This is a genomic window from Rhodococcus sp. NPDC019647 (genome assembly GCF_044389235.1).
Taxonomy (GTDB): domain Bacteria; phylum Actinomycetota; class Actinomycetes; order Mycobacteriales; family Mycobacteriaceae; genus Rhodococcus_F; species Rhodococcus_F oxybenzonivorans.
Genome location: NZ_JBIRXS010000029.1, coordinates 71,229 through 93,255 on the forward strand (window position 1 = coordinate 71,229; position 22,027 = coordinate 93,255).

The following is a 22,027-nucleotide window of genomic DNA, read 5'->3' on the forward strand; positions in this document are numbered from 1 at the left end:
AACCGACTGTCGCCGGTCCGCCACGCTGTACTGATCGTGCTTCACGCGTGGGTCCGGTGTGCGTCGATTCGTGATGTTCGTGCCGGAATCGCCATCGATCTGCGACGGCGACCCGGATGGGGCCGGTCGAGCAGGATGCGCAGCACTTCCCGCTGCCCGTGGCCGGGCCTCAGCGGAAGCGTTCGGCCTCACGTGCAAGGTGCAGGAGGTCGGCGCACAACGACTCCAGCTCATGGGCCGCCGCACCTTCGGCAACGGCTGTCGCCACGTCCTCGGCCGCACAACGAACCTGGAAGATCCGGTCGACCATGGCGGAGGCTTCCTCGGCGGTGAGCACCACGGCATCCGCGGGGATGCTCGTGCCCTTGACCTGGGTGCGCTGCTCGTACGCTCGCTGCCGGCACGATTGGCGGCAATACCGGCGGCGTCGCCCCATCCCGGACTCCGCGACTTCCCGGCCGCACCACACGCACGAGTCGGGTCTGCGGGATGCGCCGGTCATGGTCCACCACCTTACTGCGCGACCCCCCGATGCCCGCCCGGTAAGATGGCGAGGTTGCATCTGCGCGGCGTGCGGGAACCAATCGGGAAGCCGTGGCGTTGTAGATGAGTGTGAACGCTTGGCTGCTGTCCAGGCGTGCTCGCGCGGAGACGATCGAGGAGAGGACACAACCATGGCAGATCGCGTACTTCGAGGGAGTCGACTCGGAGCGGTGAGCTACGAGACCGACCGTGACCACGACCTCGCACCCCGTCGGATGGCCAAGTACCGGTGCGACAACGGTGAGGTGTTCGACATCCCGTTCGCGGACGACGCCGAGATCCCGGGCACGTGGCTCTGCCGCAACGGCTTGGAGGGCACCCTGGTCGAGGGCACCGCACCCGAGGCCAAGAAGGTCAAGCCGCCGCGTACCCACTGGGACATGCTGCTCGAGCGTCGCTCCAAGGAAGAACTGGAAGAGCTGCTCAAGGAGCGTCTCGACCTGCTCAAGGCCAAGCGACGCGGAGCCTGATACAGGCTGCTCCACGATACGAACGCCGTCCCGGCTCGACTGGGGCGGCGTTTGCTGTGTCTGCGCCGTCCTCGATGTGGGATCAGTGGCTGGTACCAGGGTGGGCATGGGTTGGCTGCTATAGGTCGTTGGCGTGGCGACAGTCGCGACAGGACTCATCCACGTACTCCGATCTGCTGGAACGCAGGCGCGTTACATTCCGGGCACACAAACCGAGAGTCACGCCCCGAACACGCAGTCGAAGAACACCACGTATGACCGACCACCCGACTTCTCAGCTCGAGAGGTAGGTCACATGACCGCTCTCAATCTACTATTCGGTACAGCGGAGTCAAGGGTTTGGTTTCAATTTCAAGCAGGACGGGCCGCCCCGGATCGCCCTGGCGCCGCGCCGACAAAAGATGAGGGTGTACCAGCCCGTTTCCCCTGCAACGCGCCGCCGCGTGTGGTATTTCCCGTCGGCGCCTCGTTCAAACCTTTCGGTCTGTTCGGCGTATCGATCGATTCATCAGAGGTACTCGGGCCCTTTGACGCCTCAGCGGCTCACCGGGTTCTCCTGCTCGACGCGTGAGAGCTTCTCGGGATTGCGCACGACGTAGAGCCCGGTGATCATGCCGTCGTCCATCCGCACCGCCACGACGTCGTCGATCTCACCGTCGAGCCGGACGATCAGAGCTGGGCAGCCATTGATCTGCACCGGCTCGACCGACACCTGGCCGTCGATCCGCGGCAGGCCGGCCGCCAGCAGGCGACCCACTTTGTCGGCTCCCACGATCGGTCGCGGCACAGCCTGCTTGACCCCGCCGCCGTCACCCAAGAGGACGACGTCGGGTGCGAGCAGGTCGAGCAGGCTTTGCAGATCACCCGTCTCGAGTGCCCGCTGGAACGCCTCGAGTGCGTCTCGGGATTCGGCCGGGGACACGACGCCGCGCGGTCGGCGCGCCGCGACATGTCCCCGCGCCCGGTGCGCGATCTGACGGACAGCGTCCGGGCTCTTGCCGACGGCCTCCGCGATCTCGCCGTACTCGAGATCGAACACCTCACGCAGCACGAACACCGCCCGCTCGGTCGGCGCGAGCGTCTCGAGCACCAGCAGCATCGCCATGGACACGCTGTCGGCCAACTCGACGTCCTCGGCCACATCGGGTGCGGTCAGCAGCGGCTCGGGCAACCACTGGCCGACGTACGACTCCTTGCGCCGACTGAGCGTCCGCAGCCTGAGGAGGGCCTGGCGGGTGGTGATCCGGACGAGATATGCACGCTGATTGCGGACGGCGTCGAGATCGACGCCTGCCCAGCGCAGCCAGGTTTCCTGGAGGACGTCTTCCGCGTCGGTGGCCGAGCCGAGCATCTCGTAGGCAACGGTGAACAGCAGGTTGCGGTGGGCGACGAACGCGTCGGTAGCGGGATCCGAATGATCATCCTGGCTCCCGCCACGATCTGGGGGCGTGGTCTGCGACGTGCCGGCCATGGGTGGCTCCTCTTCTCTGTCGTTTTGTGTCACACACCAGACACCGGACGCCGCCGTTTTGTGACATCCGAAACATGTGTCACAACGGTCGGGTGGCCGGCATCTCATGTTCGTACAGATCAGCACGACACCACGAGTGAGGACGAAGTCATGGATGCCCGATTCGACCTGTTCGACAATGAGATTGCCATGAAGTTCGCCAAGCGGTTCGCGAACGCGGCCCTGGTGATCGACCAATCGCCGCTGCCGAAGGCCACCCAGCACCTGGTCGAGATCCGGGCCAGCCAGATCAATGGCTGTGGCTTCTGCACCGACATGCACACCAAGGATGCTGCGGCCGCCGGCGAGACCCCGATCCGGCTCAATCTGGTCGCCGCCTGGCGCGAGGCCACCGTGTTCACCGAGGCCGAGCGGGCCGCGCTGGCACTCGCAGAAGAGGGCACCCGGCTCGCCGACGCCCACCACGGCGTGTCCGACGAGACCTGGTCGCAGGTGCGCAAGTACTACGACGACGACCAGATCGCCGCGCTGGTGTCCCTGGTGGCCCTGATCAATGCCGCCAACCGGATCAACGTGATCGTGCGTAATCCGGCCGGGTCCTACGAACCCGGCATGTTCGCCAGTATGACGAGCTGACCGGCAGACCCAATACCTGGTGAAGGGTCGCCGGCCGCTCGGCGATCCTTCACCGGACCGGAAAACCGACTAGCGCGGTTCCTGGTAGCAGACGACCACATCCGAGTACCGTCGTGGCATGGGTGACGAGGCAATCGACCCCGAAGCGGCGTATGAAGCCCTTTCCGCCGGCGCGCGCCTCGCCCTGCTGCGAAACCCGGAAGGCATAATGCCGCCGCAATTCATCGGTCAGGTGATGACCGTGTGCGGAAACTCGTGCGTCGCGGCTATCAGTGGTAAAGCTGATTCGGTGCCGCAGATAGCGCTTCTGCAGGGACCACTCTCGGACTACCTCGCCCACTGCAGATGCGCCCTCGACACGTGGTGGAACTCTCTGACGCCGCCACTGCGGGCCGGCATCCGGTGTCGCGAAGCGATACCGGAAACGCTGCCACTGCAACTACCCGACCACTCTCCCTGGGCTGACGTGTCCACACCCTGCTCTCCCCTGTTGGTGCGCGACTATCTGGAATTGCAGGCGACTGGCGGCGAACTGATGTAGTCCGAGAGGGCAGCTCCCCTGCCTGTGGTCGGCAGGCGTCAGGAACTCGTGAGGATGACGAGTTGCCGGGTTGCCCGCGTCATGGCGACGTAGCGGTCGACGGCTCCTTCGATCCCCTCACCGAACGACGCCGGGTCGACCAGAATGACGAGGTCGAACTCGAGCCCCTTCGACAGCTCCGGTGTCAGCGACCGGATACGCGACGTCGACCGAAACGCGGGCTCGCCTATGACGCATGCGATCCCGTCGGAGTTCGATTCGAGCCAGGCGTCGAGGATCGAGCCCAGCTCCGACGTGGACCCGTGTACGACGGGGTTGCCGCTGCTGCGGATCGATGTCGGCACGTTGGCGTCCGGGAGGAAGGTACGGATGACCGGTTCGGCTACCGTCATGATCTCTTCCGGGGTCCGGTAGTTGATGCTCAGTGCGGCGAGGTCGATCCGATCGAACCCGATCCGCCCGAGCCGTTCGTGCCACGACTCGGTGAACCCGTGCCGGGCCTGGGCCCGGTCCCCGACGATGGTGAAGCTGCGGGACGGGCAGCGCAGCAACAACATCTGCCACTCCGCGTCCGTCAGTTCCTGAGCCTCGTCCACCACGATGTGCGCGAACGGTCCGGCGAGCAAGTCCGGGTCGGAGCTCGGCAGAGCGGTCTCGTCGACCAGGGACTGCTGCAGATCCTGGCCACGCAGCATCGACATCACGAGCATTTCCGAGTCGTCGGCCGCGATCAGGTCGTCGACGACGTCACTCATGCGCGCGCGTTCGGCAGCGACGGAGGCGTCGTACCGACGTCGGCGTCGTGACGCCTCCGGGTCCCCGAGCCGCTGCCGTGCCGCGTCCAACAGTGGCAGGTCGGACACCGTCCAATTCTGGGTGTCCGCGCGTTGCAACTTCCGAATCTCGTCGTCGCTGAGCCAGGGTGCGCACTTGCGCAGGTAGGCGGGCACCGACCACAGGTCTGCGACGAGGTCGGCGGCTTCGACCAGGGTCCATGCGTTGTCGAGGGTTGCACGTAATTCGTCGTTCTGCTGCAACGACTTCCGGAGTTGGGCGGCTGGGACGTCACCGTCGTACTTGTCGATCAGGATCGTGAGCAACAGCTCCCAGATCTGCTCCCGCGCCTCGTTGTGCGGAGTGCCGGGTTCCGGCGCTGCGAATGCCTCGGCCCAGTCGTCGGCGCTCAACCAGAGGTCGGTCCAGTCGGTCGCCACCGTCATGCCCTCGGTGGGCGGCTCCTCGTAGAACTCGACGGCCGCGCCGATCGCCTTCACCAGATCCGCGGACGACTTCAGCCGCGCCACCTCCGGATCCTGCTCGACCCGGGCGGCGGCGCCCTCGGTGACGAGGTCGCGCAGGGTGCACAGCTGGACGCCCTCTTCGCCGAGGCTGGGCAGGACGTCGGCGACGTAGGCCAGGTAGGGCTCGTGTGGTCCGACGAACAGCACCCCGTGACGGAGTCGGGGGTCGGAGTAGAGCAGGTACGCGGCGCGGTGCAGAGCGACGACGGTCTTACCTGTACCCGGGCCGCCGTCGACGACGAGGGCCCCGCTCGATCCCGCGCGGATGATGGCGTCCTGGTCGGCCTGGATGGTGCCGAGCACGTCTCGCATTCGGGCAGTCCGGTTGCTGCCGAGGCTGGCGATGAACGCGGACTGGTCGTCGAGCGCCGCGTTCCCTTCGAACCCGTCCGGCGTGAACACCTCGTCCCAGTAATCGCTGATCCGCCCGCGGGTCCAGCGATACCTGCGACGGCGGGTCAGGCCCAGCGGGTTGGCGTGGGTGGCCCCGAAGAACGGCTCGGCCGCGGGCGAACGCCAGTCGACCAGCAGCTGATTGCCCGCGCTGTCCATGAGGCCGAGGCGTCCGACATACACGGGCTCGGGGTTGTCGGCGCTGACGATGTGTCCGAGGCACAGGTCCAAGCCGAAGCGGCGCAAGGCGCGCAGCTGAGCGTTCAGCTCGTGAACCATCATGTCCCGCTCCATCGCCTCCTGGCCCAGACGGCGGGGCGCCTTGCGTTCGGCATCGATGCGGCGGGACAGGTCGGCGATGGACTGTTCGAGGCTTTCTGCGATCGCGGCGAAGTGCCGCTCGTCCCCGGCGATCAGCGCCGGGTCGGCCTTGGCCGTGAGATGGTCGGGAAGGTCGAATGCCGTAGTAGTCAAGGGGTTCACAGTCATCGGCTCCGATCCGTCGGTCGGTCAATCGTGTCGAGCAGCAGTGTCGCGGCGACCGCTGCCCCGTCCGTGCGGATCGTGCCCGCCACGGCGGCCGCCCGTGCTCTGGTCTGAGGAGTCAGCACCGCCGTGAGTGCTGCCGACAGCGACTCGAAGGTCGGAACCGGACCGTCGTGCGCTGCGCCGATACCCATAGCGGCCACTCGTCCAGCCCAGTACGGTTGGTCCACCACCTGCGGTACCACCACCTGTGGCGCGCCTGCCCGCGTGGCCGTCGTCGTCGTTCCAGCGCCGCCGTGGTGCACGACGGCGGCTACCCGGGTGAACAGTGCCTGCTGATTGACCTCGCCGACGGCGAAGCAGTCGTCGAGGTCGTCGATCAGCGCCAGGTCCGCCCAGCCCCGACCGACGAGTGCGCGGCGCCCCTGCGCGCGGATCGCCTCGATTGCCACCCTGGCGGCGTCCTTCGCCGCTCCCATGGGCATGCTGCCGAAGCCCACATACACCGGCGGTGTGCCGGCGTCCAGAAATGCCACCAAGTCGGCAGGAAGTGGGCGGTCGTCGGGCGGGATCCACGCGCCGGTCTGGACGACGTCGAGGTCTGACGTCCGCCGCCACGGGTCCAGAATCGGGTCCGTCGCGAGCCACGGCCGGTCGCCGAAGACGTAGTCGCGAACGTGGCGTACCGGGGGCAGGCCGATCGACGCCCGGTTGGTGTCGAGCGCCTCACCGAAAAGCGCATCGATGCTCTGAGCGTCCAGGTCCCACAGTGTCCGGTTGTCCGTCACATCTGGCGGGAACGACCGGCCCGGATACGCCAGCGGCGGGCGATGCGGTGATGGCAAGGTGAGCTGCTGAAAGGTCACGGACACGGACGGAATTCCCAATTTCTCGGCCACCGACAACGCACCAGCCGCCGCAGGCATCACACCGGTCGCGACCAACCCGTCACTTCCCTCGGCAGCAGCAGTAACCGCCTCGAATTGAGCGGCGATCAACTCAGCCGCGCGCCGGGGCAGGTCCGCCGAAGACGGTGCCGCGGTCGTCAGCGCACGTGCCGACTGCCCGACGGGCACCATCGATACGCCGACACCAGCCAGGCGCTGCGCGAAGTCCTCGTGCGGCGGCGCGCACACCCGCACCTCCGTGCCGAGGTCCTGCAACTGCACTACGAGTCCCACCAACGGTTCGACATCACCGCGCGACCCATACGTCGACAACAACACACGCACTCCATGTCCCCCAATTCCGCCGGTTCCGGCTCAGGCCGGTAAGTGTGCGGCACAACCCGGGCCTTGCCGCAAGACCCCGGGTGCGCTATACATTGAAAGTGGAAGAGAGTTCGTCTCTTTCCCTCTCGTCCGATGCGGACGCACATCTTCCCCCGAAAACCGCGGTGCCGGGGATCCGATCGGGATCCCCGGCACCGCGGTCATGCAGGTGCGGGCTGCAACAGACCGATCCGGTCGAATCGCTCCGCACGGTCGGAGAGTCGTTGGGTGGCGTCTGCCGCGTCGAGGAGCGACAGCTCGCGGTGGAGTGCGGCACCGACACGAGTGCAGAATGCCGTGGATTCTTCTGCGGCATCAGGATATTCGGGAATTATCTCGTCCACGATGCCATTCGCGAGGAGATCTGACGATCGGATTCCCTGTCGGGCGGCCATGTCCGGGGCGTGCGCGATGTCGTGGTGCAGAATTGCGCTCGCCCCTTCGGGTGGCAGGGGGGACAGCCAGCCGTGTCGGGCCGCGAGCACCCGGTCGGCCGGGATCAACGCAAGCGCGCCGCCGCCGGTGCCCTGCCCGAGCAGCAGAGAGATGGTCGGGACGTCGAGTGAGACCATGTCGGCGATGCAGCGGGCGATCTCACCGGCGAGGCCGCCTTCCTCCGCCTCCTTCGACAACGCCGCACCCGCGGTGTCGATGACGGTCACCAACGGTAGATTCAGTTCCGCCGCCAGCCGCATTCCCCGGCGCGCCTCCCGCAGCGCGCCCGGGCCGAGTGGTGACCGCGTGGTCTGACCTCGGCGGTCCTGCCCGAGCAGGACGCACGGCATGTCACCGAACCGGACGAGAGCAAGGATGAGACCTGGATCGTTCTCGCCCTGACCGGTCCCGTTGAGCGGCAGGACATCCGACGCGGAGTGGAACATCACCTCCCGCACACCGGGCCGGTCCTCGCGGCGGGAGGCGACCACCGACTCCCACGCGGACAGTTCGGGCTGGGTTCCGTGGACTGGGGCGTCAGCGAGCGACGGCCGGCCACCGCGGCGGGAGGTGATGATGCGCAGTGAGCGGTCGACGATTTCGGCGAGTTGGTCCGGCGGCCGCACCGCGTCGATGAGTCCGTGCGCGTGGAGGTTCTCGGCGGTCTGGACGCCCGCCGGGAACGGCGACTCGTACAGCGCCTCGTACACGCGGGGTCCGAGGAAACCGACGAGCGCTCCCGGTTCCGCAATGGTGACGTGGCCCAGGGAACCCCAGGACGCGAACACTCCACCGGTCGTGGGACTCCGGAGGTACACGAGATACGGCAGATGCGCTTCCTTGTGCTTGACCACTGCCGCCGTGATCTTGACCATCTGCAGGAACGCGGTCGTCCCCTCCTGCATCCGCGTGCCGCCCGACGTGGGCAGAGCGAGCAGCGGAAGACGCTCGCGGGTGGCGCGGCGGATCGCGGCGACTAGCCGCTCCCCCGCGGCCACGCCGATGGAGCCGCCGAGGAAACCGAACTCGCAGACCAGGATCGCCGTTCGACGGCCGCGGATGGTGCCTACCCCGGTCAGGACAGCCTCGTCGAGGCCGGTTCTCTCCTGTGCGCGCTGCAGTTCGTCGGCGTACTCGCAGTCCCCCGAAACCTGAATCGGAGGGGTGTCCCACGACTCCCAGGTGCCGTCGTCGACCACGAGATCGAGCAGTTCGCGAGCGGTCAGGCGGGCCATCAGCTGCACTCCTTCAGCCACGACAGCACGCTGTCGGTGTCGGCGCCGAGAACCGGTGGTGCGGTGTGCCGGGTCTCGGTGACCTCGGTGCCGTCCGGTTCGAAGAATCGCAGTGGCGGGCCGGGCAATGTGATGGTTCCGAGGGTGCGGTGGTCGACGTCGACGAGCAGTCCCTGCGACTTGGTCTGCTCCCATTCGTAGACCTCGGAGATCGTCCGGACCCGTCCGGCAGGTACGCCCATGCGGTCGAGTTCGATGAGAAGTTCGTCGCTGGTGTACGCGCCGAACGCATCCTCCACTAATTCCAGGACCTGCTTGTGATTCTCGACGCGTTCGGCATTCGTGGCCACTCCGGGGGCGTCCGGGTCGAGGTGGAAGCCCGCGCAGAACCGCTGCCACAGTCCTTCACTGCCCACCGAGATCTGCACGGCGCCGTCGGCGGTGCGAAACAGCCCGTAGGGCGAAATCGAGGGATGGTGGTTGCCCTGCGCCTCACCGATTTCACCCGCGACGGTCCACTTCGTGCCCTGGAAGGCGTGCACGCCGACGACACTGGCCAGCAATGACGTTCGCACGACGCGACCCCGTCCCGTGCGCTCACGCTCCTGCAGGGCCGCGACGACACCGAACGCTCCGTACATGCCGGCGAGCAGGTCCGCGATCGGAACACCGACACGCTGAACCTCGTCGGGATTGGGTCCGGTGAGCGACATCAGTCCCGCTTCGCCCTGGGCAATCTGGTCGTACCCCGCACGACCGCCTTCGGGACCGTCGTGACCGAAACCGCTGATCGACAGGACAACCAGGCGCGGGTTCAGCTCCGCGAGACGTTCGGTCGTGAACCCCAACCGGTCGAGGACACCGGTGCGGAAGTTCTCCATCAGGACGTCGGCGCACCGAACGAGAGACTCGAGAGTCCCGCGGCCGTCGTCCGTCTTCAGGTCGAGAGTGATCGACTTCTTGTTCCGGTTCGCGGACAGGAAGTACGTCGACTCCCGTTCGGCGTCGGCCGGCTCCACGAAGGGCGGCCCCCACCCGCGGGTGTCGTCGCCGCCGCGCGGGGTCTCGACCTTGATGACATCCGCGCCGAGGTCGCCGAGCATCATCGCCGCGTGCGGACCCGCAAGTGCGCGGGTCAGATCGACGACGACCACTCCCTGCAGCGGACCTGTGCGCTCCATCGTTTTCGTGGACATGTGAAACCACCGTTACTTCCTGGCGAGAGCCGAGAGAGCTGGACTGTTGGTTCAGTGGGCTAGTGGACTAGCCAATTAAATGAAACATCTGATCCGGCTGATGTCAAGAGAGAAAATTCGCCGTGGCCTGCGAAGAGGCAGCGGATCTACCCGATTACGGTCAGAGCCAGCCGGGCACCACAAGAATCGCCCACGCCGCGAGTGGGCCGATCGCGACGACGAGGGCGCTGTATTTCAGGATCTGCTTGTAGAACCGGTCTCGATCGACGTTCTGCGCGTTGGCGAGGACCAGCGCACCGTTGGTCGAGAACGGGCTGACGTCCACGATGGTCGAGGAGATGGCGAGCGCGACGATCACTCCCACCGCACCGACCTCACCGGCGAGCAGGAACGGAACTGCTAGCGGAATGGTCGCACCCAGAATCGCCGTGGACGACGCGAAGGCCGAGACGATGGCACCGATGTAGCAGAGGAGCAGCGCGACTAGGAGAGGCATGCCCAGGCTTGCGACCGCGTTTCCGACGTACTCGACGGTGCCCGCTTCCTGCAGCACTCCGACGAAGGTGAGGACGCCGCCGATGAGCAGCACCGTCGACCAGCTGATCTGCGCGATCGCGCCCTTCTGCGCCTTTGGCGAAGCGAGCGCCAACACGACGGCGACGGTCATCGAGATGAAGCCGACGTCCAGGTCGAGAATCAGCGAGAACACGGCGAGTGCAGCGAGGCCGACCAGTGTGAGGGCCTGATCGAACGTGACACGAGAGGGTGCCGGTGAGTCAGTAACAGTCGGCGTCGGGCGCACCTTGGTCGCGGTGGCTCCTCCCGGACCCGAGTTGCCTCCGGTCGAGGGCACTCCCCCGCCCGAGCCCTCGCCGCCGGTTCCCGCTGCGCCCTCGGGACCGTCGTCGTGCACGCTGCGCCCTATCAGGTCGCGGCCGCCGAGGAACACGAAGAGGAGCACCCCGATCGCCGCGTTGAACAGGAGACTTCCCAGAAAAAGAGTGAGCGGACTGCTGGTCAATCCGGCCTTTGATGCGATGTCGTTAACGGTGACGCCGTAGATGCTGATCGGCGAGAAACCGCCGGCCTGGGCTCCGTGCACGACCATCATGCCCATGAGCAGCGCGTTGATTTTGTAGCGGGCGGCGAAGCCGAGAGCGATCGGCGCGACGATCGCCACGGCGGCGGGGCCGAGCGCACCGATCGCGGTGAGCACCGCGGTGATCCCGAACATCACCCAAGGAATCAACGCGACACGACCCCGAACCAGCCGCACCGCCCCGCGGACCATCAGGTCGACGGTCCCGTTGTTCTGGGCGATCGCGAAGAGGTAGGTGATGCCGACCAGCGTCAGGAACAGGCTGCTGGGAAATCCGGCGATGATGTCGTCACTGCTCATGTGCAGCGACAGTGTTCCGACGAAGAAGGCGGCAACGAAGCCGAGTGCGCCCATGTTCACGGGCAGCACGGTCGCCGCCAGAAACATGACAGCGAGCGCAAGGATGGGGATCAACTCGGTCGACATGAACGTCTCCGGTTCTGTGGCAGTGGCAACTGGTCTCGGCCGCCACCGGAAAGGTGAATTGACTCAGTGGCAGATTGGCCTAGCCACTTCATAAAAGCAGTGTCGCGGATCACTGTCAACAGCAACTGTGGGTGTGGTTACACGACTTTCCGAGATACCGTGGAGTAGGTTCAGTGGAATGGAGAGTGGGTGGCCCAGTGGCTGAGCAACTGCGTCCGGTAGCGCGACCGCGGCTGTACGAGGTAATCGTCGAGCAGCTCTGTGCCCATATCGCCGACCACGAGATGACGCCGGGTGACCGACTCCCGGCGGAGCGCGAACTCGCAGCCCAGCTGGGCGTGAGCCGCGCCTCCCTGAGCCAGGCGCTCGTCGCCCTCGAGGTGCAGGGTGTGGTGTCGGTCCGGCACGGAGACGGCGCCGTGCTCGTCCGCCGGCCCATCGAGGAACGAGCGGTCAAGGCGCTACGCGAACACGCCGACCGCCTTCCCGAGGTGATCGAGGCCCGCGAGGCACTCGAGGTCAAGCTCGCCGGGCTTGCCGCCGAGCGGCGAACCGACGCGGAGATGGCGGCGATCGACAACGCACTCGCGACGATGGAATCCGAGATCGCCGCCGGCGATCGTGGCGATCTCGGTGACGAGCAGTTCCACGAGGCCATCACCGTCGCCGCACACTCGTCATTACTGGCCAAGCTGATGCGCGAAATTTCCGGACTGATCCGGGAGACTCGGATCGAATCCCTGTCCCAGGCTGAACGCCCACGAGCCTCCCTCGAGGGGCACCGGCGCATTGCGGCGGCGATTCGCGACCAGGATTCCGCAGGCGCTTCCCGTGCGATGGCCGATCACATCCGGATGGTGTCCGACGTTGCGCTGCTGCGCGAGAGCGGGTAACCGGGGCATCCTTGCCGCCGACCGACTGCCGGTGGGTCAGGGTCCGTTCCCCGCTCGACCCGCATCACGGCGCACTCGGCCAGCGCTGTACCCGCAAGGTGCCCCATAGTGTGTGCAAGCGCCGATCGTCCGTCCACGTCCGCGGGTGTGACCCACTCAACCTTTGACTTCAAGTACTTGAAGTTCTTAGCGTTTATGTCGTGAGTGCACGAACCACCCCACGCGACTACACGATCAAGGACGCGGCCGCACTGACCGGACTTCCGGCCAGCACGCTGCGTTACTACGAGTCGGTCGGCGTGATCGCGCCGATCAGCCGTGGGGAGAGCAGTAGACACAGGGTCTACGACGAGAACGACTTGGGACAGCTGTTGGCAATCGCGTGCCTGGCGGCAACCGGGATGTCGGTCAGCGACATGAAAGAGTACGTCGCCAACGCACAACTCGGGGCCGGGGCCGCACCCGCGCAGATCGAATTGCTGACCCAACGCCGGCAGCAACTTGCAGTCGAGGCCCGGCAGATGGCACTCCGCCAACGTTACGTCGACCTGAAGATCGACTACTGGCGCGCGATCGACGCGGGCGACGAGGCCCGTGCCACCCTCCTCGCGGCCGAGGCGAGTGCATTGGCTGACGACCTCAAGAACACCAAGAAGCGATAGTCCACACCCCGCACGCCCGGTGCTCGCCCGTAGACGGATGCGTCACCGGTCACGCGACCCTGCCCTACTCACTACCGAAGTGACCCCAGAGAAGAAGGAAGATTTGCCATGCGCGTCCACGCGTACGCCGCTCCCGCCGCGGGCCAGCCGCTGGTTCCCACAACCATCGAGCGCCGCGACGTCGGCTCCCACGACGTCCTCATCGAGATTCAGTACGCCGGCATCTGTCACTCCGACATCCACACCGTCAACGGCGACTGGGGTCCGCAACCCTTCCCGGTCGTGCCCGGCCACGAAATCGTCGGCACCGTCGCCGAGGTCGGCGCCGACGTCACACGCCACAAAATCGGTGACCGTGTGGGCGTCGGCTGCATGGTCAACTCCTGCGGCCGGTGCATCAACTGCCAGGGCGGCGACGAGCAGTACTGCACCGACGGCATGGTCCCCACCTACGCCGGCGTAGACCGTGACGGCACCACCACCCAGGGCGGTTACTCCACCCACGTCGTCGTTAATGCCGACTATGTCCTGTCCGTCCCGGAAAGCTTGGACCCGGCTGCCGCGGCTCCCCTGCTGTGCGCCGGAATCACCACCTACGCTCCGCTGCGCCGCTGGGGTGCCGGTCCCGGCAAGAAAGTTGCCATCGTCGGCCTCGGCGGGCTCGGGCACATGGCCGTCAAAATCGCCCACGCCCTCGGCGCCGAGGTCACCGTGCTGTCCCAGTCGCTGAAGAAGCAGGAGGACGGACTCCGCCTCGGCGCCGACGCGTACTACGCCACCTCCGACCCCAGCACCTTCGAGCAGCTCGCCGGTCGGTTCGACCTCATCGTCAACACGGTCAGCGCCGCCATCGACCTCAACGCCTACCTCGGACTCCTCGCCGTCGACGGTTCCCTGGTCAATGTCGGTGCCCCCGCCGAGCCGCTCAGCCTGAACGTGATGTCGCTGATCGGCGGCCGTCGCAACTTCGCCGGGTCGATGATCGGCGGCATCGCCCTGACCCAGGAGATGCTCGACTTCTGCGCCGAGCACGGCATCGGATCCGACATCGAAGTGATCCCCGCCGACCAGATCAACGAGGCTTACGAGCGGGTCCTCGCCTCAGACGTCCGATACCGGTTCGTCATCGACACCGCCACCCTGAACTGACCAACGTGAACGCCCGCCGGACGAGGCGGGCGTTCACCCGCACATCACACACCGGCAACCGGCCGCCTCACCGATTAGCGGCCAGCACTGCCGCGAGGCATTCTTGTAGATCCTTGACGAAATACGCGGGAACCTCCAGCGACGGAAAATGTCCCCCGGTTTCGGGCGACCTCCATCGGACGATCTGTCGGTACCGCTCCTGCGCCCAAGGGCGCGGACACTTCTCGATGTCGCGGGGATACATACTGATTGCTGACGGGACGTCGACCCGAAGTTCGGGGTCGAGCGAGTTGTGGCTTTCGTAGTAAATGCGGGCCGACGATGCGCCGGTCCGTGTCAGCCAATACAGGGTGACGTCGTCAAGAACACTGTCTCTCGAAATCGTCTCGAACGGGCTGTCTTCGGTGTCTGTCCACTCCGCGAATTTGTCAAGGATCCAGGCAAGAAGTCCGACTGGTGAGTCGACGAGCGAGTACCCGATGGTCTGGGGTCGGGTCGCCTGCTGCTTCGCGTAGGCCGCGTGGTGGCGCCAGAAATCGCGGGTTTCCTCGGTCCATGTGCGCTCGTCCGCCGTCAGCCCGTCCGTTGTCAACCCGGGCGGTGCCTGCGCGGTCGTCGTGTGGATGCCTAGAACGTGCGCGGGGAACCTGCCGCCGAGGACGGTCGTGATCACACCTCCCCAGTCGCCCCCGTGGGCTACGAACCTGCCGTAGCCGAGCCTTCCCATCAGCTCCACCCATGCGGCCGCGATCTTTTCGGTTCCCCACCCGGTGGTGGCCGGTTTGTCGCTGTAACCGAATCCTGGTAACGACGGGACCACGACGTGGAACGCCGGCGCGCCAGGATTCTTCGGATCTGCCAGCTCGTCTACAACATCAATGAACTCGGCAATGCTGCCTGGCCAGCCGTGCGTCAAGATCAAAGGCGTGGCATCCGCGCGCGCAGATCGGCGGTGCAGGAAGTGGATCCCCAGTCATCAATGCTCGTGCGGAACTGGCCGATCCCGTTAAGGCGCGCTTCGAACGACCGCCAGTTATACCCGGTGCGCCAGTAATCCACGACATCGACGAGGTCGGCGAGAGGTACGCCCTGTTCCCATCGGCGAGGGTCGGGCGCAGCGCGGTAGACCGTCTCAGTCTCTGGTAGCCGCGCCGCGGCTAATCGCGAGCGCAGATCGTCGAGTTCAGCGTCAGTTGCGTGGGCTTCAAATGCTTGCACGTCGCTCGTTGGACGGGGCATGAGACCTCCCGATCATCGTGGAACCGGCTAAGACGGTTCTAACACGCCCTCAGGTCAGCACGCAACCAGCTAAGGTGGTTCCATGCGTGCTGGATTTCCTGACTTTCGCCTCGGTAATGTGCTGGCGACAAGCTTCACCGGGACTCTGTCGGAGCGTCATGGCAACGCTGTCGAGCGCATTCCCACGCCGCACCGCCTCATCGACTGGTTGGCCGCGAACGGCCTCGCCGTGGACGCCTGCACCCCCGCCCAGCTCGAACTCGCTCGCGCATTGAGGGAATCAATTCACGCCGCAGCAACAGCGGCCGCAATCCACGACCCTCTCCCTGCGCCTGCTGTCCAAGTCATCAATGACTGCAGCATTCAGGGCCGAGCCGCGGCTATCCTGACGCCCGAAGGCAATCGGCGATGGCGACTTAGCTCGGCTTCCTGCGTAGAAGATGCCCTAGGCGTGATCGCCGCCGACGCCATCAGCATCATCGCAGGCGAACGAGACGGAAAATTGGCCTTGTGCGCATCGCCAACCTGCCAAGCCGCCTTCTTCGACACTAGCCAAAGTCGCACCCGCAAATGGTGTGACATGAACACGTGCGGGAATCGTCAGAAGAAAGCGCGCTTCAATGCCAACCAGCGCAAGAACTTCCACTCAGCAAAGTAACCGTCACCCTCGGCGCATCCAGATGGGCCCCACGTCTGCGACACATCTAGTGGACATGGACAGCGATAATTTCCGTGGTACGGACTCGACCACCGGCATCACCGCAGTCGCGCTCACCGTTGACGCGATGAAACGCGACGTAGAAGTGAAGATACTGGTGAGCTGCACGCCCACCGATCCCGACCGAGTCGCCGAGTTTCTCACCGGCAGTCTTCGTCTCGGTGCCACGATCGTCCACCGGTAGCTCGCACCGATCACGGTTCTGCAGTGCGCCCCGCGTGCTCCGAATCCGTGTCGACAGATGTGTGAGTGCATCACGGTGCAGGAAGCTCGTCGAACACCGCGTCGCGAGGGTTTGCCGAAGGCCGCCGAGCTTCGTTGCGTCGAACAGGCCGGATAGAGGGATGGCCATGCCGTGAGCCACACCGGCGGCCAGATCGGTCAAGTGCCCGGTGTCCGTAGCAAGCACGCCGACGGTCGACATCCCTCTATCCGGCGGAATAGTCTGTGACGGAACGATGTGGTCGGCCGACCGGCTACTGACTGTGCCAGTGTGCGGGAGCAGAAATACCGGTGGGCAAACGCGTTTCGCCGCTACCTCGGGCGGCGTTGATTTGAGGTTGGGTGACGTACAACGCGGCCGACAAATCGGCGCCCTCCAACCTGGCATCACGAAGATCCGCTCCGAGCAGATCAACCGCGGTGAGGTCGCTTTCCCTCAGGTCTGCGGCAATCAGACAGGCTCCGCGTAGGTCCGCGCCGCACAATCTGCGTGCGCGCAAATTCTTACCGACAAGGTCCGCCCCGGGAGCGAGGACCTTGTCCAGGTGTCCACTTTCGGCGAAGTAGGAAGCTCGAACTTCCTCACTGGTGTCGACGAGGACTGCTCTGACATCGGAATGCAGAGCATTCATATCGACCGTGAGTAGCTCGGGCAGGCCGCCACGAGTCAGTGCGGTGATGACTGAGGCGAGTTCGCGAGCTTCACGTGCAGCGTCCGGGTCATAGGTACGCGCCTGCGCCTCGAGCAGGTACCACAGCATCTCGTGCAGTTGCTTCATGACCTTGAAGGCGGCAAACATGCGTTGCTGCAAATCCGGACGCTCGCGCCAGCTGATCCCTGAGAACAATCGCTGGGATACGGCCTGGCCGGCGCCGAAACAGTCGAAAACTGTACAGCCGCGGAACCCCCGTGAGCGGAGTCCCGCGTGGACGGTGCAGGAGAACTCCGAACCGAGGTGCCGGCATGGTGTGCCGGCTGGCTTGTCCTCGGCGAAATCCACCGATCGGGAGAACCCGAACGCAGTGCAGCACAAAGCGAAACAGCTTCCGCAGTCGGCGCGCAGATCCTGACGGCGCTGAGGCGCAGGAGCGGCGGTCATCGCAGAATCTCCAGCTCAGCACGGCGGAGGACGAACGGGCGCCGCCGACGCGGCATGGACATGGTTGTCGATGAAATGATCAAGTGAGCTCCAAGTGGCGATTCCAATGCAGGACAGGAGGAGGGAACCCGCCAACGGGTTCCCTCTCGAGGCACACGGAATCACCACCGCACGAAGGCGCGGCACACAATCAACGCTAAGGGTCTGGGTCACAGACGACTTATGGTAAGCACTGCACACAAAGTACCAGCTCGGCCGCGGCGACCCGCAACTCGTCCCCACCGCGCTCGCCCAGCCCGATCGCCCGAATCGGAACCTCGAGCTTCCGAGCGGTTTCCGAAAGCGGACCCCTTGCGGTGCCTCATGAGGTCACGTCCGGCTGCTCCTACTCTTCGGGAGAGCTGCTCGTAGATCAGTCCTTCGCTTCGCGGACGTCCTTTCCCTGCTCGGCGAACGCCTTGAAGTCCTGCATGTGCTGTAGCGACTGCTTGCGGAAGGAGCCGGGCATCAGGAGCCCCACCAGGCGCATCAGCAAGCCGTCGAACCGGTATTCGCTCTCGCTCACCCAGAGCGTGATCTCCGGACCCGCTTCGGTCAGCCGGTCGCGCACGGCACTCCACATGCCCTCGCCGACGATCTCGCGGTCGAAGTGAACGACGCTCCCTTTCGGGATCCCGCGCAGGTCTGCCGGTTCCCGACGCGTGATGGTCTCGGTGCCCTCGAACTTGTGCTTCCCCATCTGCATCACGACTCGCGATCTGGTACCGACCTGCCCGTGCACCCCACTCAGCGGCTCGTGCAGCACCAGACCCCGCAGCCACTTCGGCAGGTGTGCCGAGTCGGCGAGCAGCTGTACCACTGTCTCCAGAGGCAGGGCGATCTCGATCGAGACGGTGTACTTCATGGCGGAGCTCTCCTGGTTCCCGAGTAAGGAAGCCGACGCTAGCACCCTCGCTTCATACCGTGAGGTCATGGCACGTCCAACGATCTCCCGGTTGCGGTGGTCACGGCGGGATCGCCCTATCTGCGGAGGGCAAGGGCGTGTTGCGGCTGCGCCGCACCCGTCGACGTGCGGCTCGCCGAGGCGATTATCCACCACGAAGTGCGTGCCCAGTCGCGGCAAGCAAGCGCTCACAGCATCCCGTTCATCAGGTGCCCCTCAGCGATCTCGAAAACACCAAGCCGGCCCCCACCGCGGTCTGACCGATCAGCAATGCTCCGGGCAGTGCGAGTAGTTCCCATCCAGTCGCCGATGGCAGCCACAACGACGCAATGCATGCGGCGAACAAGGTGACTGTGAACACCTGGCCAGCCGCGATGAGGCGTTGACCGACCGAGGTAAGTCTGCGGCGTCCAATCAGGACCAACGAAGTCGCAGCGGCCATGATGCAGACGACAAACCCGACCACCCCTGGATAGATGAACAACGGCTCGAAGGCCGGGGAACCGCCTACATCGATATATCCCTTCGTCAACAGCTGGGGAAGCACCCACACTCCGATCAGTAAGGCACACAACACACTGACGTAGGAGCAGCCGACCAAGAACCTCATCTGCGCAGGTTAGCCCGTTACGGGCTGTCAGTCCCCGACAAGCCCGGTTCCGGGCCGATCGAACAACTGGCGTGGGGGCGAGTGGCGGTCTTCGCGGGGAGGCTTCGAACTCGGTGCCGCGGAGCACGTGTGCGGCAAAGGCCTTACCACGGACGAGCCGCTGGACACACTGACCTCGGAGCGGCACTCGCCCACGTCGGTGCCCGTGGTTCGCCTTCGACCGACTCGGCTCGCAATCCATGTCGGCACAGTATGCCGCTACTCAGCTCGCCAACGGCCTGAGTCGTTTTCGGGGCCCTGGTGCAGCGGACTCTCGGGCACCGCTCTCTAGCCAACCATGGTTATTCATCACGCCGCCGACCCGATCGTGCCGATGGCATCGGGGTATTCAGAAGAGCATTCAGCGAGCACGCAACAAGCTCTTCGGGGAACTCGGCGTGTCGTGAGAGGTGCGGAATACGGACAAGATCGTTGAGTGCCGTGCGAACCGCATTCACCAGCGCGAGTGCGTCGGCCTCGGTGACTTCTGAACGCGAGATTCGTAGCCATTTGACCCATTCGGCGAGGTCGTCCTGGCGGACTCGCCGATTACGCTCGGCAGCACTGGCGGGGAGGTTGAGGGCTTCGGTAACCGAAACGGCGAGCAGATCCGTTGCTTCGGTTGCGATACGCACATAACCTCTCACGAGGCCTTCGATGACCTGTTCATCCGAGGCGCTGTGATGCATCGCCCTGGAGCTTTCCAGGGCCATCCATTCCTGTACTCGAATGATCAAGGCGGAGAGGATGTCTGCCTTGCTGTCGAAGTACCTGTAGACGGCAGGGCCTGCGATGCCGAACTCGTCGAGGCTGACTCCACCGAAACCGCGCTCCCGGAACGCGCGCGCCGCTGCTGCGATGATCTGTTCGCGACGTGAAGTACCTGGCCGTTCATGTGCGACTGGAGCCTCCGCCGCTGGCGCATCGCCGGAATCGGGCGACGCTGAACCGCATTCGGGGGTATTGATGGCTGCCAACGCAGCAGACACCAGCAGTGGGGACAGGCGACGCTGTGACAGCGAACGGTCGTAGTGCCCTGGGCTGGTGATGATGCTCACTGCCATCCACGCGCGTACGTCGGCACCGAATCTGCTCTTGGAGGGATCGGCCTTTTCAATGGCCCTTCGCACCGCGCCTCCGACGCGACGAGTACCCTCGCGCACTCGCTCGAAGTCATCGGCGGTGAGGTGCCGTGCTTCTCGCTGCCATAGGGGGCCGAGTCGAAGGCTCTCCAGTGATGCCTCGACCATCAACGTCAACAACTGCTCCAAGCTGCAGCCGCCGGATTCGGAGCTCTCGGCGGATTGGGCTGCCATGAGCAGTCGGTCCTGGTCTTCGAGGACCACCTGCGACAGTAGATCCTGCTTGTTGGCGAAGTGCCGGTAGATCGCCCGTGCGGTGACGTCGGTTGCCTCAGCGATGTCTTCCATCCGCACGGCGTGAAACCCGTATTTCGTGAACAATTCACTGGCGTTGTGGAGTATCTGCGCACGCCGGTCACGGGGTCGCCGGCGCGAGGCGGTGGACACCTTCACAATTTGCGATGCGGTCACGACACCCTTTTCCTCCTCGACGCCCCTATGCGATGCGGCGGACGGTCCACCGCAGTATCCCGCACTGCCGCCGTTCGAGAGCCGATCGGACGCAATGCCTCCTTCCCACGCGGGGCGGCGCAGGCGCACTGCGCCCGAGCGTAGGTGAGGTCTCCACTACGGCCGCAGTCCGTACTGTACGCAGATTTTACGATAAGAGCCATGGACAAACTTCCTTGACTAGATGCTACCTGCTCGATTCAACAGAAGATACGTTCGCCTGACATTCTCGTCTTAACACGCAGCGAGGCACACCTCGCGCTGCCGCGGTTCACTCGCGGGGAGTCAGCCCTCCCTACTCGGCGTTTACGGCCCCAACCAGGTCATACGTTTGCGAATGAACGAAAGTGCAATGATGCATCCTCTGAACTTCCTGCCCCCGATCAGTTCCACATATTCAGATACGAGCTATTGACATATCTACGGAGAGGGGCCTACTAATGTGAGTAGAAGCACATCAGGTTGTGAAGCAAACCACTAGGGATCAAGGACATGCCGCCTCATGGAGGTGACCATCCGCACCCGGCCGGTCACAGCTTCTGCTTACACCCGTTCGAACAAAGGAACTTTGATGAAGGATCTGCAATTTCTGCAATGGAAGACCGATCAGAAGGTAGGCACGGTCTGGCTTACCCGCCCACCGGTCAACGCGGTCACCCGGGAGATGTACGCAGAGATCAAGTGGTTCTTCACCCACACGGAGGAGTACCTCCCCGAGGCTCGGGCGATCGTCTTGACCGGCGCCGGCAAGCACTTCTGCGGCGGCAACGATCTCACCGAATTCCAGACGATGACGCCGGAAAACGCCGGTGAGCGCATGCTTGCGGTCCGTGAAGCGTTCTGGTCGATCTACGATTGCCCGTTGCCGGTGATCGCGGCTGTCCACGGAGTGGCCGTGGGCACCGGATTGGCCCTCGCAGCGTCGTGTGATCTGGTCGTCGCAGCCAAGGGCGCCACCTTCACACTTCCCGAGGTCAACGTCGGTGTTATGGGCGGCGCCAAACATGCCTCACGCCTGGTACCGCAGCAGTTGGTCCGCTACCTGCACCTCACCGGCGAATCGCTGTCTGCCGAGGAACTCGCCCAGCAGGGCGGCGTCTTGAAAGTCGTCGATCCCGATCAGCTACTCGACGTAGCCTACGACGTGGCGGCCAAGATGGTTCGGCACTCCCCGGTCACGTTGCGGTTCGCCAAGCGCAGCCTCAATGCGATCGAATACCAGGACCTCAAGGGCGGCTACGAGTTCGAGCAGGGTCTTTCCGGCGAGTTGTCCGCTTACTCAGACGCCAAAGAGGCCGTAGCAGCATTCTTCGAGCATCGCGCACCGGCCTACACGGGAGCATGAGATGAATGCTGT

The 22,027-nt window shown here is 65.0% G+C and carries 20 protein-coding genes and 2 pseudogenes; 8 read left to right on the forward strand and 14 right to left on the reverse strand.

The window, feature by feature from the left end; genetic code table 11:
* Positions 1-169 precede the first annotated feature (169 nt).
* Entirely contained in the window at positions 170-502 is a 333-nt protein-coding gene (locus ACH49N_RS32085) for a hypothetical protein (RefSeq protein ID WP_109329829.1), read from the reverse strand.
* A gap of 172 nt (positions 503-674) precedes the next feature.
* Here ACH49N_RS32085 and ACH49N_RS32090 point away from each other — a divergent pair, with 172 nt between their 5' ends.
* Entirely contained in the window at positions 675-1,013 is a 339-nt protein-coding gene (locus tag ACH49N_RS32090; protein ID WP_005255751.1) for an RNA polymerase-binding protein RbpA, read from the forward strand.
* 535 nt (positions 1,014-1,548) lie between these two features.
* On the opposite strand, the gene ACH49N_RS32095 is transcribed toward ACH49N_RS32090, so the two are convergent.
* Positions 1,549-2,484: an RNA polymerase sigma-70 factor gene (locus ACH49N_RS32095; protein WP_358276672.1), complete on the reverse strand. Its 936-nt coding sequence runs from the start codon at positions 2,482-2,484 to the stop codon at positions 1,549-1,551.
* A gap of 150 nt (positions 2,485-2,634) precedes the next feature.
* On the opposite strand from ACH49N_RS32095, the gene ACH49N_RS32100 reads away from it, so the two are divergent.
* Positions 2,635-3,120: a carboxymuconolactone decarboxylase family protein gene (locus ACH49N_RS32100; protein ID WP_109329809.1), complete on the forward strand. Its 486-nt coding sequence runs from the start codon at positions 2,635-2,637 to the stop codon at positions 3,118-3,120.
* Positions 3,121-3,238: 118 nt separating this feature from the next.
* On the forward strand, positions 3,239-3,661 hold the full coding sequence (locus tag ACH49N_RS32105) for a hypothetical protein (RefSeq protein ID WP_213572140.1): 423 nt from the start codon (positions 3,239-3,241) through the stop codon (positions 3,659-3,661).
* Between the two features lie 38 nt (positions 3,662-3,699).
* Here ACH49N_RS32105 and helR read toward each other — a convergent pair whose 3' ends face one another.
* The 5 genes from helR to ACH49N_RS32130 form a co-directional block, all read right to left on the reverse strand.
* Positions 3,700-5,838 (reverse strand): RNA polymerase recycling motor ATPase HelR, encoded by a 2,139-nt coding sequence (gene helR, locus ACH49N_RS32110; RefSeq protein ID WP_358276683.1) that lies wholly within the window; start codon positions 5,836-5,838, stop codon positions 3,700-3,702.
* 2 nt (positions 5,839-5,840) lie between these two features.
* Entirely contained in the window at positions 5,841-7,073 is a 1,233-nt protein-coding gene (locus tag ACH49N_RS32115) for a glycosyltransferase (protein ID WP_358276673.1), read from the reverse strand.
* A gap of 200 nt (positions 7,074-7,273) precedes the next feature.
* On the reverse strand, positions 7,274-8,782 hold the full coding sequence (locus tag ACH49N_RS32120; RefSeq protein ID WP_358276684.1) for a carboxyl transferase domain-containing protein: 1,509 nt from the start codon (positions 8,780-8,782) through the stop codon (positions 7,274-7,276).
* Positions 8,782-9,978: a CaiB/BaiF CoA-transferase family protein gene (locus tag ACH49N_RS32125; protein ID WP_250768205.1), complete on the reverse strand. Its 1,197-nt coding sequence runs from the start codon at positions 9,976-9,978 to the stop codon at positions 8,782-8,784. Before ACH49N_RS32125 ends, ACH49N_RS32120 begins: the two co-directional genes overlap by 1 nt.
* 160 nt (positions 9,979-10,138) lie before the next feature.
* On the reverse strand, positions 10,139-11,503 hold the full coding sequence (locus ACH49N_RS32130) for an SLC13 family permease (protein WP_317763968.1): 1,365 nt from the start codon (positions 11,501-11,503) through the stop codon (positions 10,139-10,141).
* A 197-nt stretch (positions 11,504-11,700) separates the two neighbouring features.
* Between ACH49N_RS32130 and ACH49N_RS32135 the strand changes: the two genes are divergently transcribed.
* From ACH49N_RS32135 to ACH49N_RS32145, 3 genes are all read left to right on the forward strand, one after another.
* The gene (locus ACH49N_RS32135) at positions 11,701-12,396 is read left to right on the forward strand and encodes a FadR/GntR family transcriptional regulator (RefSeq protein WP_358276674.1); all 696 of its coding nucleotides are present in this window, start codon (positions 11,701-11,703) and stop codon (positions 12,394-12,396) included.
* A gap of 200 nt (positions 12,397-12,596) precedes the next feature.
* Positions 12,597-13,058, forward strand: a complete 462-nt coding sequence (locus ACH49N_RS32140; protein ID WP_159922275.1) for a MerR family transcriptional regulator — start codon at positions 12,597-12,599, stop codon at positions 13,056-13,058.
* Between the two features lie 108 nt (positions 13,059-13,166).
* On the forward strand, positions 13,167-14,207 hold the full coding sequence (locus tag ACH49N_RS32145; RefSeq protein ID WP_159922273.1) for an NAD(P)-dependent alcohol dehydrogenase: 1,041 nt from the start codon (positions 13,167-13,169) through the stop codon (positions 14,205-14,207).
* A 67-nt stretch (positions 14,208-14,274) separates the two neighbouring features.
* Here the strand turns inward: ACH49N_RS32145 and ACH49N_RS32150 are convergent.
* Positions 14,275-15,446 (reverse strand): annotated as a pseudogene (locus tag ACH49N_RS32150) (epoxide hydrolase family protein).
* Between the two features lie 82 nt (positions 15,447-15,528).
* Between ACH49N_RS32150 and ACH49N_RS32155 the strand changes: the two are divergent.
* Positions 15,529-16,104, forward strand: a complete 576-nt coding sequence (locus ACH49N_RS32155; protein ID WP_250768211.1) for an ABATE domain-containing protein — start codon at positions 15,529-15,531, stop codon at positions 16,102-16,104.
* Positions 16,105-16,150: 46 nt separating this feature from the next.
* On the opposite strand, the gene ACH49N_RS32160 is transcribed toward ACH49N_RS32155, so the two are convergent.
* From ACH49N_RS32160 to ACH49N_RS32185, 6 genes and pseudogenes are all read right to left on the reverse strand, one after another.
* Entirely contained in the window at positions 16,151-16,588 is a 438-nt protein-coding gene (locus ACH49N_RS32160; RefSeq protein WP_159922267.1) for a hypothetical protein, read from the reverse strand.
* A gap of 52 nt (positions 16,589-16,640) precedes the next feature.
* Positions 16,641-17,486, reverse strand: a complete 846-nt coding sequence (locus tag ACH49N_RS32165) for a pentapeptide repeat-containing protein (protein WP_358276675.1) — start codon at positions 17,484-17,486, stop codon at positions 16,641-16,643.
* A gap of 412 nt (positions 17,487-17,898) precedes the next feature.
* On the reverse strand, positions 17,899-18,390 hold the full coding sequence (locus ACH49N_RS32170; protein ID WP_159922263.1) for an SRPBCC family protein: 492 nt from the start codon (positions 18,388-18,390) through the stop codon (positions 17,899-17,901).
* A gap of 244 nt (positions 18,391-18,634) precedes the next feature.
* Positions 18,635-19,039, reverse strand: a complete 405-nt coding sequence (locus ACH49N_RS32175) for a hypothetical protein (RefSeq protein ID WP_159922261.1) — start codon at positions 19,037-19,039, stop codon at positions 18,635-18,637.
* A gap of 341 nt (positions 19,040-19,380) precedes the next feature.
* Positions 19,381-20,136: a TetR/AcrR family transcriptional regulator gene (locus ACH49N_RS32180; RefSeq protein WP_250768603.1), complete on the reverse strand. Its 756-nt coding sequence runs from the start codon at positions 20,134-20,136 to the stop codon at positions 19,381-19,383.
* 300 nt (positions 20,137-20,436) lie between these two features.
* A pseudogene (locus ACH49N_RS32185) lies at positions 20,437-20,760 on the reverse strand (helix-turn-helix domain-containing protein); the annotation flags it as partial.
* Positions 20,761-21,241: 481 nt separating this feature from the next.
* Between ACH49N_RS32185 and ACH49N_RS32190 the strand changes: the two are divergent.
* A complete protein-coding gene (locus ACH49N_RS32190; RefSeq protein ID WP_317763954.1) occupies positions 21,242-22,015 on the forward strand; it encodes an enoyl-CoA hydratase-related protein in 774 nt (257 codons plus the stop codon).
* Positions 22,016-22,027: the final 12 nt, after the last annotated feature.

Bases quoted from the DNA above. Each gene is read 5' to 3' on its own strand.
- ACH49N_RS32160 (WP_159922267.1), bottom strand. From the start codon at position 16,588: ATGTCGACCGTCGGCGTGCTTGCTACGGACACCGGGCACTTGACCGAT.
- ACH49N_RS32095 (WP_358276672.1), bottom strand. From the start codon at position 2,484: ATGGCCGGCACGTCGCAGACCACGCCCCCAGATCGTGGCGGGAGCCAG.
- ACH49N_RS32130 (WP_317763968.1), bottom strand. From the start codon at position 11,503: ATGTCGACCGAGTTGATCCCCATCCTTGCGCTCGCTGTCATGTTTCTG.
- ACH49N_RS32090 (WP_005255751.1), top strand. From the start codon at position 675: ATGGCAGATCGCGTACTTCGAGGGAGTCGACTCGGAGCGGTGAGCTAC.
- ACH49N_RS32175 (WP_159922261.1), bottom strand. From the start codon at position 19,039: ATGAGGTTCTTGGTCGGCTGCTCCTACGTCAGTGTGTTGTGTGCCTTA.
- ACH49N_RS32165 (WP_358276675.1), bottom strand. From the start codon at position 17,486: ATGACCGCCGCTCCTGCGCCTCAGCGCCGTCAGGATCTGCGCGCCGAC.
- ACH49N_RS32155 (WP_250768211.1), top strand. From the start codon at position 15,529: ATGCGTGCTGGATTTCCTGACTTTCGCCTCGGTAATGTGCTGGCGACA.
- ACH49N_RS32170 (WP_159922263.1), bottom strand. From the start codon at position 18,390: ATGAAGTACACCGTCTCGATCGAGATCGCCCTGCCTCTGGAGACAGTG.
- ACH49N_RS32120 (WP_358276684.1), bottom strand. From the start codon at position 8,782: ATGGCCCGCCTGACCGCTCGCGAACTGCTCGATCTCGTGGTCGACGAC.
- ACH49N_RS32105 (WP_213572140.1), top strand. From the start codon at position 3,239: ATGGGTGACGAGGCAATCGACCCCGAAGCGGCGTATGAAGCCCTTTCC.
- ACH49N_RS32125 (WP_250768205.1), bottom strand. From the start codon at position 9,978: ATGTCCACGAAAACGATGGAGCGCACAGGTCCGCTGCAGGGAGTGGTC.
- ACH49N_RS32100 (WP_109329809.1), top strand. From the start codon at position 2,635: ATGGATGCCCGATTCGACCTGTTCGACAATGAGATTGCCATGAAGTTC.
- ACH49N_RS32145 (WP_159922273.1), top strand. From the start codon at position 13,167: ATGCGCGTCCACGCGTACGCCGCTCCCGCCGCGGGCCAGCCGCTGGTT.
- ACH49N_RS32190 (WP_317763954.1), top strand. From the start codon at position 21,242: ATGAAGGATCTGCAATTTCTGCAATGGAAGACCGATCAGAAGGTAGGC.
- ACH49N_RS32085 (WP_109329829.1), bottom strand. From the start codon at position 502: ATGACCGGCGCATCCCGCAGACCCGACTCGTGCGTGTGGTGCGGCCGG.